This is a genomic window from Bradyrhizobium jicamae, assembly GCF_018130215.1.
Classification (GTDB): domain Bacteria; phylum Pseudomonadota; class Alphaproteobacteria; order Rhizobiales; family Xanthobacteraceae; genus Bradyrhizobium; species Bradyrhizobium jicamae_A.
Genome location: NZ_JAFCKQ010000090.1, coordinates 1 through 10,428, shown reverse-complemented (window position 1 = coordinate 10,428; position 10,428 = coordinate 1). Strand labels below are relative to the sequence as shown.

The 10,428-nt window shown below is 57.1% G+C and carries 10 protein-coding genes and 3 pseudogenes; 4 read left to right on the top strand and 9 right to left on the bottom strand.

Annotated features, from left to right (window positions below; translation table 11 throughout):
- A pseudogene (locus tag JQ586_RS41425) lies at nucleotides 1–103 on the bottom strand (IS5/IS1182 family transposase); the annotation flags it as partial.
- A 235-nt stretch (nucleotides 104–338) separates the two neighbouring features.
- Between JQ586_RS41425 and JQ586_RS39545 the strand changes: the two are divergent.
- The 3 genes and pseudogenes from JQ586_RS39545 to JQ586_RS39535 all read left to right on the top strand — a co-directional run.
- A pseudogene (locus JQ586_RS39545) lies at nucleotides 339–576 on the top strand (transposase); the annotation flags it as partial.
- Between the two features lie 267 nt (nucleotides 577–843).
- Nucleotides 844–1,191 (top strand): transposase, encoded by a 348-nt coding sequence (locus tag JQ586_RS40985; protein WP_249148672.1) that lies wholly within the window; start codon nucleotides 844–846, stop codon nucleotides 1,189–1,191.
- 77 nt (nucleotides 1,192–1,268) lie between these two features.
- Nucleotides 1,269–2,165, top strand: a complete 897-nt coding sequence (locus JQ586_RS39535) for a transglutaminase domain-containing protein (RefSeq protein ID WP_212400039.1) — start codon at nucleotides 1,269–1,271, stop codon at nucleotides 2,163–2,165.
- Nucleotides 2,166–2,587: 422 nt separating this feature from the next.
- On the opposite strand, the gene JQ586_RS39530 is transcribed toward JQ586_RS39535, so the two are convergent.
- Nucleotides 2,588–4,228 (bottom strand): tetratricopeptide repeat protein, encoded by a 1,641-nt coding sequence (locus tag JQ586_RS39530; RefSeq protein WP_212400038.1) that lies wholly within the window; start codon nucleotides 4,226–4,228, stop codon nucleotides 2,588–2,590.
- Nucleotides 4,229–4,230: 2 nt separating this feature from the next.
- Nucleotides 4,231–4,797, bottom strand: a complete 567-nt coding sequence (locus tag JQ586_RS39525; protein ID WP_212400037.1) for a hypothetical protein — start codon at nucleotides 4,795–4,797, stop codon at nucleotides 4,231–4,233.
- Nucleotides 4,798–4,972: 175 nt separating this feature from the next.
- On the opposite strand from JQ586_RS39525, the gene JQ586_RS39520 reads away from it, so the two are divergent.
- Nucleotides 4,973–6,016 (top strand): AraC family transcriptional regulator, encoded by a 1,044-nt coding sequence (locus JQ586_RS39520; RefSeq protein ID WP_212400036.1) that lies wholly within the window; start codon nucleotides 4,973–4,975, stop codon nucleotides 6,014–6,016.
- A 94-nt stretch (nucleotides 6,017–6,110) separates the two neighbouring features.
- On the opposite strand, the gene JQ586_RS39515 is transcribed toward JQ586_RS39520, so the two are convergent.
- From JQ586_RS39515 to JQ586_RS39490, 6 genes and pseudogenes are all read right to left on the bottom strand, one after another.
- Nucleotides 6,111–6,326, bottom strand: coding sequence for a hypothetical protein (locus tag JQ586_RS39515; RefSeq protein WP_212400035.1), 216 nt, complete (start codon nucleotides 6,324–6,326; stop codon nucleotides 6,111–6,113).
- Nucleotides 6,327–6,535: 209 nt separating this feature from the next.
- The gene (locus JQ586_RS39510; protein WP_409411052.1) at nucleotides 6,536–7,234 is read right to left on the bottom strand and encodes an IS66 family transposase zinc-finger binding domain-containing protein; all 699 of its coding nucleotides are present in this window, start codon (nucleotides 7,232–7,234) and stop codon (nucleotides 6,536–6,538) included.
- A 69-nt stretch (nucleotides 7,235–7,303) separates the two neighbouring features.
- Nucleotides 7,304–7,656: pseudogene (gene tnpB, locus JQ586_RS41750) on the bottom strand (IS66 family insertion sequence element accessory protein TnpB).
- Nucleotides 7,653–7,979 (bottom strand): IS66-like element accessory protein TnpA, encoded by a 327-nt coding sequence (gene tnpA, locus JQ586_RS41745; RefSeq protein WP_409411051.1) that lies wholly within the window; start codon nucleotides 7,977–7,979, stop codon nucleotides 7,653–7,655. The pseudogene tnpB and the gene tnpA overlap by 4 nt, the downstream one beginning before the upstream one ends.
- Nucleotides 7,980–8,475: 496 nt before the next feature.
- Nucleotides 8,476–8,736 carry a Rap1a/Tai family immunity protein gene (locus tag JQ586_RS39495; RefSeq protein WP_212400033.1) on the bottom strand — a complete coding sequence of 87 codons (261 nt, stop codon included), beginning with the start codon at nucleotides 8,734–8,736 and terminating at the stop codon, nucleotides 8,476–8,478.
- A 222-nt stretch (nucleotides 8,737–8,958) separates the two neighbouring features.
- Nucleotides 8,959–10,209, bottom strand: coding sequence for a hypothetical protein (locus JQ586_RS39490; RefSeq protein WP_212400032.1), 1,251 nt, complete (start codon nucleotides 10,207–10,209; stop codon nucleotides 8,959–8,961).
- Nucleotides 10,210–10,428 lie beyond the last annotated feature (219 nt).

Here is a 10,428-nt window from a genome sequence, read left to right as displayed (position 1 = left end):
TCACGATCGTCCGGATCGCTCGCAGCGGATGATCACGCCGCACCCGTGCTTCCAGGTCGACGTAGCTGAACAGCTCGTCCGTTCGATTGTCGCCGCCGCGCACGCATCGTCTCCGAATCTCGTCGGAGCGAATGAATCATGGTCGCCGGTCGACGGCGAGCGCCTTTTTCAACAGCCTGCTAGGTCGTGTCCCTAGTGATGGTGAAGCTCCGTAGAGCAAAGCCGCCCGGACGCGCGCCCCACATAGCGCCGTAGCGGGCGGGCGGCTTTGCGGTGGTCACCGGCAGTTCTCCGGTAGGATCGGGTTGCGACACGCCAACGCAACCGAGGAACCACCGATGACCGACGACATGATGAACCTGCGCACGTTCGTGGAGAAGACCCCTGTTGCCGATCTGCTGCGCGAGATGATCGGCTTTGCCGCCCAGCGCCTGATGGAGCTGGAAGTCGAAAGCCAGGCGGGGGGCGGCCTATGGCGAGAAGACCCCCGAGCGTTTGGCGCAACGCAACGGCTACCGCGACCGGATCTGCGAGACCCGCGCCGGCGCGGTCGAGCTTCGTATCCCCAAGCTGCGTATGTAAATACCATGACGTAATTGCGGTCGGCGCTCGCGGGAAGAATCTCACGCTATCGTCGAGCTCTCGCAATCAACCGATTCGGAGCAGCTATGACAAAGCAGTACGTTGGGCTGGACGTCTCGCAAAGGGAAATCGCGGTGTGCGTGGTCGGCGAGATGGGACAAGCCATCTTCGAGGAAAGGTGAAATCTGATCCGGCGTTTTGACTAACCTGCTTCGCAAACATGCACCTCACGCCGAGCGCATCGGCTTTGAGACCGGGGCGATGACGAGTTGGCTGTGGCATGACCTCCGCCGGGTTGATCTGCCCTTGGTCTGCATCGACGCTCGGCATGCGCACGCCGCCTTGTCGGTTCGTATAAACAAGAGCGATGAGAACGATGCGCGAGGTCTTGCCGAGCTGGTGCGGGTCGGTTGGTACCGAGAAGTGAAGGTCAAGAGCACAGAAAGCCAGAAGATCCGCGCGATCCTCGTTGCGCGATCCCGCCTCGTGACCATTCGCCGGGATATCGAGAACCAGATCCGCAGCCTGATCAAGGTTCAACAGCTTCGCCTGATACGCGCCGGAGCCAAACCCGGAGTCGCACCCTGGGGGAATCTCATTGGGGAGTAGACAATGGCAGGTGCTTGGCTTGGCGACCGGCATCGCTATACTGGCATTTTTGCTATCGATCTTTTTTGAGGGGGAACGTGGCAGTTGCTGTCCAGGTGCCCGATGGCGCCATCACCGCCGTCCGATTTGATTCGGCTGATAGCAAGCTGAAGCTCAAGGATTCTGACAGTCAAATGGTTGCAATCGACATAGATCGGTCGGTGGGGGAAGAGAAATACTTCCTGCTGACGCCGCAGACCGGCAAGCCAGCCCTGCTGAGATTTCTACCCAAGAAGTGCTATGCTTCGATCGGGGAAGAAAGCGAGGGACTGTTCATCATCTCGCCCGGTCTCCTACCCGACGAAATCAAGACGGACCCGAGCAACAGCTTCGCCAAGGATCAGCCGGTTGCGCGAGAGATGACGATCGTCGACGCGAGCTTTTTGGCAATCAAGTCCATGACAAGCCGATACAACTCCACGGAAGGCAAGCCGCTCTGTACTGATGACGACACCAGTTCTCTTCTTCGAAAGTTACGGTCTGGAGCTTGTTATGTCGCCTGCAGCGGTCTTTCAACCATCGCTAACGATATGCTGCCGGCTCCAACTCGAATCGTCCTCCTATATAGCCGCGCTGACAAGCTCGACGGAGATCTGAGCTTTCTTTGGTCCGAGTGGCACACAACGCTCGAGGTGTTTGACCATGGAAATTGGTATGTCGCCGATCCGACATATGGCTTCGCTTACGCAAAGGACAGGGAGGTCAAGAGGCTCGACACCGCTCAGCTCATACAGCAGATTTCCGAAGGGGAAGCGGCACATTTGATGTTCGGTGTCCTAAGCGAGGATCAGATCCACGACGTTCCGGGCGATCGTCTGTTGCAAGAACTACCGTCGTTGGGTGGCGTTTACTACACCCCTGACAAGCAGCCGAAATATCAGGCCGTGACTGAGCCGCCGACACTCAAAACGGCCGACGGGAAGTCCGACAAGTGAGCGCGGTGCGGTGAGCGCGCCGACCGCCGCAGCTTGGCAACTCCTTCCAAATATACTGACTGCATCGCTCCCAGTTCCGAGATTTTGCGCGTCGTGCCGGAGCGGGCAGCATTGCGCCCACGCGCAAAGGCGATTTTGGCCTACCCCGGTATGTTACCTAAGTAACAGCGCGAGCCGCCCCCTTAAGGCATTATCTTTGTCATCACTGGAAGGGGAAGCGATGATCGTACCCCGAAGGATGACAGGAGCAAAACCGAAACGCCGGACTCGTGCTCCTTCAAAATCCCGATGATCTGCTCTTCCGAAAAGCGGTTGCGCTTCATGCTCTGGTCCTTGTCGTGGGCCAGAACGAACTTCAGCGGCGCTACAACTTTGGCGGCAGCAGGTTGGAGGAAATTTCCTTCCCTCAACAACCTTCTCTTCTAACGCCTAGCGACCCCCTGAATAAATGTCCCGAACAGCTGCATCATTTGCTGCTGATTAATTTGATTGATGTGCGCCTGCTCGGCCTTTTGCTGCTCCAATTCGTATCCTCGCTGTGCTCCCAAATGTCCGAGTTCAGCGGCCCGGTGCAGCAACGCCAGTTTGGTCTGTTCTGGATTGAACGTGGGTACCAATCCCTTGTCGATAAGATCAACAAGGCTTACCATCGAGTCGGCGTCATCCAACGAGCTGCCTCGTTTGAACAGAGTGATCGCCTTCGCCGCATCTTTTCTGTCGTAGAGGTACATTCCGCCGAGATTGTCGAAGGCCGCCGGATAGTTCGCTTGAACGAGCCGCGAAAATATCTCAAAGGCTTGGTTCTTGTCCTTGAACTGAGCGGCGCGACCGAGCTGGTATTGATACCTTAGCTCTCCAGGGAAGGTTGCCACAGCCTCGGTGCAAACCTCATAAGCATGGTCGGCCTGATGCTTTAAAACATCGAAAGGCACGCCTTCCCCCACCTTCCTAGTATCGGTGGGATTAGCGGCAAGTCGGTCGCAATCGTTTCCACTTTCCTGTCGCTGCCGCAGTTCTTCGGCAGCAGCCTCCCGTGTTTTCTGTGCCCGTTCAGCGGCTTCTTGCGCCTGTTGAGCCTCACGTTCGGCGCGTTCGCGTGCCTCGTTGTTCCTTTGCTCGTCTTCGGCTTTCTTCCGGGCGGCGAGTGCCTCTCGCTGCCGACGCCAGTCCGAGATCACCTCCCGAGTGACAATTGTGAGTTGATCACCAGATCGTTGGTGGAAACCAGGACCATCAAAAAATTCGTATTCTCCGCTTCCGCTTCGCCAATACCAAACCTTGGCCGCTCCAGTAGTTGGATCGAAGAAACCATATTTCTCGGGCTCCATAACGCGAACGGGCACCCGCCGGGCAACTTTGGCGTTCTGCTGCTTCCATTCGTTCGCCACCTCTCGTGTGACAGGTACCAATTCCTCTCCCGTCTGAGGATGGAACCCCATTAAGTCGAACAGCTGGACTTGGCCGCGATCGTTCCTTGAGAACCATACGACGGGCTCCCCCGTTGTTGGATCAAAGAAAATTAGATCACTTGACGTGATTTGCGTCGGTCGGTGCCCCCTTCTGTACTCCTCGATCTTCTCGATGATTTGAGGCGTGAGGGGACGGCACTCGCGACCCGTCTCAGGATCGATACCCAAGCGATTCAGAGTCTTTATGCTCGTGCGTGTCATCACGTAGCATTTCTCGGCAACACCATTCTTTTGGAAGTTCGCGTCAATGCGCCCAAGTAGCAAGGAGTGTCCGATCAAGAGTGATAAGAGACCTACGTAACCAAGGCGTCGCTTTTGCTTCGAGAACGAGATCGCGTATCCCGCAAATACTACAATCGCTGCAAAACTGGCCCAAAGTACGGACTTAGTCGCTCCCGGATTAAGATCGTAAGCGTCGGCAAGTTCTTCGGCATATCCGCGCGCTACGTAATAGTAGACGAGCTCATTGCAGAGCCAGAAAATTAGGCCCCCAACCAGCAAACACGCGAGACTCACGATGCCAAGTTGCGCGACGACGTGGAGCCGCCCGAGCGTCTCTAAGGCGACGCTGCGTACCCTTCCAATTATCCGCACTTCTAGACCCCCGTGCGATCGGCGTGAATGGTAATGCTTGGCGGCTCGATGGTGATAATATTTGGTTCGAGCTGATCCCAATGCAAAATGCTCTTGATAGCATTCCGATTGAGCCCGGCCGCCTCATTCCTAACGCGGTGGTCGGCGACCGTAACCGATTTGCCGAGCGGTGGATAACTGTTGAAGTGAGTGGTCTCATGAGGCTTCGTGTCGGGGCCGACTTCGCACGACGCCCAATTCGACGCTGGCCCGCGTTCGTTAAATCGGGGTGTGAACTCCGTCATCAGAATTCCTTCGAACTCCAGGGCCACCGCCTTTATGATGTTGGACGCAGCGAGAAAGACCTCGAACTTTGGCAAATGCGCAGCGATGAAGTCGTCGAAGGCTAGGCTGTTCTTGCCGCGCTGCACGAACTGCTTCGTGGCCCGCGCGGGCTTGCCTTCTCCAACGTAAACGACGCTGCCGTCCTGGGTAAGGACATAGGTCAGGTGATCAAGTGCGCCATAAGCCCGAAACGCATTGCGTGGAATGCGCGTCGCTAAAGCGTTCAATTGGTCGATAAACGTCATCGATCGTCCTTTGGCCCGAGGCCCCTCTAACGTCACTGCTCGGTAGCCAGCGGCACGAATCGATAAAACTACGGGTAGTATCATCTATGCTGGCGCGGTTGACCGTCGATAGCCGAAGTAAGTTGTGCTCAGAAGAACTACTTGTTATTTTCCGCCAAAGACTTGGTTGCGAACCATGCCACGCACGGTCACTGGACCATCGATCAAGCGACTGTCCGACCTGCCGACGGTGCAAGGAGGATTGTCGCGACTAGCAGCCGATCGCGTGCGCGGAGCGGGTATCAACTTGGAGCCATTGCTGGCGCGCGAGGGATTGACCATTGACCAGATCGACGATCCCGAGCGACGTATCAGCGCCTCTAACCAGATCGCTTTTCTCCATACCGCCGCCGAAGCTCTCAACGATGATTTTCTAGGCTTTAATCTCGCCAAAGAGTTCGACCTTCGTGAACTCGGGGTGCTGTACTATGTCATGGCATCCTCCGATACTCTCGGAGATGCGTTACATCGTGCTTCGCGCTACAGTCGCATTACCAACGAAGCCGTCGTGCTTCAGTATCGAGAGGCGCGCGAACCCACGTTACGTCTAACCTATTCTGGGATTTCCCGTCATGCGGATCTACAACAGATCGAATTCTGCGTCGCTGCAATGGTGCGAGTGTTTCGCACGCTGAGCGGCCGTCGGTTCATTCCCAAACACGTATCTATGAGTCACATTCGGTCGAGAGGTACTGCAAAGTTTGCGAGCTTCTTTGGGAAGGGTCTCCAATTCGGCAAAGGTGTCGATGAGATCGGTTTCCCAGCGGGGTCGGCGACGTGGGCGCTGGTCGATGCTGACTCTCAATTAAATAAAATTCTGCGCAGGGTCTGCGAAGAAAGTCTTAGGTCTCGCAAGAGCAGCACCGGCATGTTCCGTACTCGGATCGAGAATACCATCTCGCCCTTGCTCCCCCACGGCGAAGCAAAGATGGACGTTGTCGCCAAGAGCCTCGGAGTAAGCACGCGAACCTTGACGCGCAGGCTTGCCGAAGAAGGCGTGACATTCAACGAAGTCCTTCAGCAGCTCAAGGCGACCTTGGCCGCCCGCTATTTGGCGGACCATGATATGCCGATCTCTAGGATCGCTTGGCTTCTCGGTTTCGAGGAGGCGAGTTCTTTCAGCCACGCGTGCCGACGTTGGACTGGCAAGTCGCCGCGGGCGTTTCGCCTTTCGTCGTGATTGCGACAACATGAAAGACCACACCTCGCCAAGCGATACTACTCTACGAAATTTGAATTTTGCTGATCCGAAGCCCTGAGGCGCAGCAACCGCTTCAGCCGCGAGTTCTCATCGGGCAGCTCAACAACGAGCGGTCGATGAAGCGTTGGTCGATGCCCCTTGGGTGATTCGACACCTGAAGCACAATGCGTTGATGGCGCTGCGCGGCGATCCAGTGTTCGATAGTCAGCGACACCAACATCGAGGTGCAGCTCAAATTGGCCTTCCAAGCGAGGGCGAACAACAGCGGACGAACGCCCTCGGTGAGCAAAGCCGATCTCCGGCAGATATTCAACCGGCCGGGCTTTAGAGCGCCTCAGGAGCCCGCTGGTGCGTTCTGGAGAGTTCAGGCTACCCACCATAGCCCCTTGTCGTCGAACAGTCAGGAGCCGCCCATTGTCGTTCGGCGGCAAATTTGGGGTAGCGCGCTGTAGAGTTGATGAGCAAGCGCACGGATTTTCCCCGGTTGCGGATTCTCCTCTAGGGGCGGAACAGTGACCAGTTGCCCAGTGTCGCCCGATCAAGCCGGATCCCCTGGCGGGCATAGATCTCGGCCTGACGGTAAAATGGCGTATGGTCGCCAAACTTGGAGACGATCACGTGCGCGATGACCGCTTCGGTCGGCAGCCCGCCGGGCACGACGTGCTCCGGTGCGTGCGCCTGCACGACAGGACCCGAGCAGCGGCGACAGATGTATTTCGGGCGGCGTGTGACCAGCACACGCCATTGCGCTGGGATCACGTCGAGGCGCTTGCTGACGTCCTCGCCGATCTTCGTTATGGCGCCGCAACCGCACGGGCAGAGCGTGCTCGCAGGCTCGATAATCCGTTCCACCCGCGGCAAATGGGCAGGCAAGCAGCCGCGATTGCGATGAGAACCATGATCTGGCGCGTTCCGTGATCGACCCTGGATCACCGCCTCGGCTCTCTCCTGCGCGGCATCCAGGATGCCTTGCGCGATCTCCACGTCTTCGAGCGGTAAATGATACTGATCTGGTCGCAGCTTCTCGGATTTCGCGCCGAACCTGTCGCGTCGCAATTCGCCGAGAATGATCTCCAGCCGGCGTCGGGCCTCCTCCGACGCCGCCAGCGCCCCCTGATGCTCGCTCAAGGTCGCCTGCGTTTGCGCCAAAAGCGCCTTCAGGCGTTCGTTTTCGTCGCGCAGCGCAGCGATGCTCATGCGCTATTTCGAGCATATCGCCGCCGCGCGTGCCACGATCAAAATAGCTGCCGAGTCATTCTGCCGCAGTTATCCCGCCACTTGCGGGCGCCGTGCTTCTTCCGGGCGGACCAGTCTCCAATCCAGTCCTTCGAACAAGGCCGCGAACATCGCCGGCGACATCCGCATCACGCCGTTCGCGATCGTTGGCCAAACAAACTTGCAACCTTCGAAGCGCTTGTGCACCAACACCAGGCCCGTTCGATCCCAGACCAAATCTTGATCCGATCCGCTCGTTTCGAGCGGAACACGAAGGCTGCTCCGCTGAACGGGTCGAGATGAAGCATCTCCTGCACCTTCGTCGCAAGCCCATCGTGGCCACAGCGGAAGTCGATCGGCCGCGTTGCAACGTAAATCTTCAGATCAGCACTGGGCGCGATCATCGTGACGCTCGCACCGCACGGATCACCCGGGACAGCTGCTCGGCATCAATGGCCGTATCCGTCCGCAGCACGACATCACCGATCGCAATCTCAAGCTTGATCGCCGGAGCCTGATGCTCCTCCAACCCACCTTCCACGACCAGCGGTGCGAATGTCGGCGGGGACGCCTCGCACGGCGGCAACCTGCCTCGCTGTCGAAACCGCCGTCGCCAATCGTAGATCTGCCAGCGTGTCGCTCCGTGCTTGCGCGCCACGTCGGACACCTGAGCACCAGGTAACAGACTCTCGGCGACGATCCGAGCTCTCTCAGCTTCCGAACGCACACGGCGCCCAGACGGTCAAGAACTTCCAGCCGGCTCACCGACCCCGCCGATGAGCCGTCTAAATGGACGTCCTTTTTGCTGTCCAATCCCACCCCAAACCTCCGTCCAAGCCGGAGGCTTCTTCGCACAGCTATCCAGATCCCGAAGCAAGAGTTCCGGCTAAGCGCTTACGAACAGTGGGACAAAATCGCAAAGCAAACTCGAAAGCGCGGTCACGCGCCGGTGGCTGTTGGTCATATATCCTACGGATTGGGCTTCGGCGGCGCTGGCTCTAGCGTGTCCTGGCGACGGTCAGTCGGCGGGGGCGCGGCCTTTGGTCGAGAATCGAGAAGACGCGGCAATGGTGGCATCTGCGGGCGCGGTGCAGCGCTCGCCTCGCTGATGGGATTATCGTCGACTTCCGCGGGCCTCTTTCGGCCAATCGCGATTCCAATACAGCCCGCGATCACTGACACCGCACCCGCCAGTATCAGCCAATGCGGTAACGCCAACACCGTCATTTCTTCGCCCTCAGCCCAATATTTTCCACTGTCGCCGCTTTAGTTCGCGCCTGCTGGCTTCCGGTTTGGCGGTTGCAATTGAAGGCATCGGTGATTGCTAAGAAACTAAGAGTAGATGCTCTGGTGTCGCGATGTTCAGGGTATCTTCTCAAAAGGTTGACAACGACATCGCGTAATTGCTGCCCGGTCAGTTGGCCGTCTTGGCAACGGTACTCCATCTCATACAGCATGTCGTAGTATGCCAAGCTTGGGCCCATGTCAGCCCTCCGTCGCGAATGGCGCGATCGTAAGCACCATGACGACCGCAAACGCGATCGGAAAGATTCCCGCCTCTTCGCTACTTCCCATCATTCGACCCATCCCCCTGAAGTCGGAATGCACTAGAACCATCTTTTACGAATGAGCGCCCAGGAGAAGAAGCCTTCTGGACGCGGCCCCAACAGCTCGCACTATAGTGCCGGAAGCGCGGAGTATGGGCTTTAGAAAATGCCAAAATGGTTCGAGGCCACCTGACTGCCGCTGACGATTGGGGGGAGCGCCTGTTGCAATAGATCGGAAGCGACCAAGCTGTTGCCAGAGAATTTCAAGAGATCAACCTGCCCTGAAACCGAATCTTGAGTGATGAGCCATTGATGACCATTGTGATCCAGATCGACGGTACCCTTCACGTCCCAGTACGACCCCTGCACCAGTGCACTCTGCGTGAGCGTTGTACCGCTGAAGCCAGTCAGGAAGTCGATTTGGCCGCCGGAACTCTGTGTGACGAGGTCAGCGTGACCGTCACCGGTGACATTGCCAGCCGCCGTAACTTTCCAATAGCTTCCATCGAGCAGAAGGCTGTTGTTTAGAGTATTGCCGGCCGGGTAATTAAACCACAAGAGGTCGATCTGGCCTGATGACGATTGGCTCACCAGTGCGGGGGACTGCACACCAGCAGGTGTAGAAAAATTCGTGAGCCCCATCGGAATGCTCGCCTGAACATCCCAATAAGATCCGCTCATCAACGAGCTTCCGATCAGATTTCCGCTTTGATCGACTTTCAGGAAATCGATTTGGCCGCCGTTTCCTTGGGTAATTAGCGTATTCCCGTAACCGTTGTACTGTCCGAAGTCATTCGTTCCAATCCCGGCATCGGCCACGACTTTGAAGGCCGTATATGGCGCGACCAAATCCGATAATTGAATGGTTGAACCCGAAGTTAACGTCGAGCCCGAGATCTTAATGTAATCAATCGCATCCGTGCCGGGCAGCTGCACCATGAGTCCTGCCGCGTCACCCGGAAAGCCATTTGGCGGCGAAGACACTGCATTTTGTCCGCCAACTGGGACGGATTCGTTGAAAATCAGATTCGACCCTCCATCATTAAACGCTATCGCACCGCTTTCGCTTCCTAGCCCGCTTTCGCCGCTAAGATAGCCGCCCATAAAAAGGAATTGGATTTCGCCGGTCGTGGCTAAGTTATATCCATTCGCCGTTTGGTAGTTAAAAACGACAACCTCGCCCGAAGCCGCAGGAAGCTGAGGATCGCCAGGAGCAGTAACAATGGGACCAATGGCGCCACTTGTAATCGTGTATGTCCAAACACCACCATCCTGAACTGTCGAACCGGCAACAGTTTCACCCTGAAAGTACGTCGTGGGATCCGCGGTTACGACCGCGCCAGTGTAGGAATCACCGTCAACGCTCTCCGTCGCAGTAAATGTCCATTCATAAAGTGCTGCTGATGGCATGTTTCACTCCAAGTACAAAACACGAAGTATATCTTTTATAGTGCTTGATCGCAGAGCCTAGCAGTCACGACAAAAGTTGCAAGAAGCGGCGCACACGCGTAAGGCGATTGCCCGAAGCTAGCCCGTTCGGAAACCGAACTTCGTACGCCTCCGACGAGGGCCGTCTTGCGTGACGGGTGGTAATTCGCGAAGCGTGTGACCTTTAGTCTAGCTTTAAGG

Excerpts from the sequence above, each read along its gene's own strand:
- JQ586_RS40985 (WP_249148672.1), top strand. The coding sequence starts at position 844 with ATGACGAGTTGGCTGTGGCATGACCTCCGCCGGGTTGATCTGCCCTTG.
- JQ586_RS39525 (WP_212400037.1), bottom strand. The coding sequence starts at position 4,797 with ATGACGTTTATCGACCAATTGAACGCTTTAGCGACGCGCATTCCACGC.
- JQ586_RS39520 (WP_212400036.1), top strand. The coding sequence starts at position 4,973 with ATGCCACGCACGGTCACTGGACCATCGATCAAGCGACTGTCCGACCTG.
- JQ586_RS39510 (WP_409411052.1), bottom strand. The coding sequence starts at position 7,234 with ATGAGCATCGCTGCGCTGCGCGACGAAAACGAACGCCTGAAGGCGCTT.
- JQ586_RS39495 (WP_212400033.1), bottom strand. The coding sequence starts at position 8,736 with ATGGGCCCAAGCTTGGCATACTACGACATGCTGTATGAGATGGAGTAC.
- JQ586_RS39490 (WP_212400032.1), bottom strand. The coding sequence starts at position 10,209 with ATGCCATCAGCAGCACTTTATGAATGGACATTTACTGCGACGGAGAGC.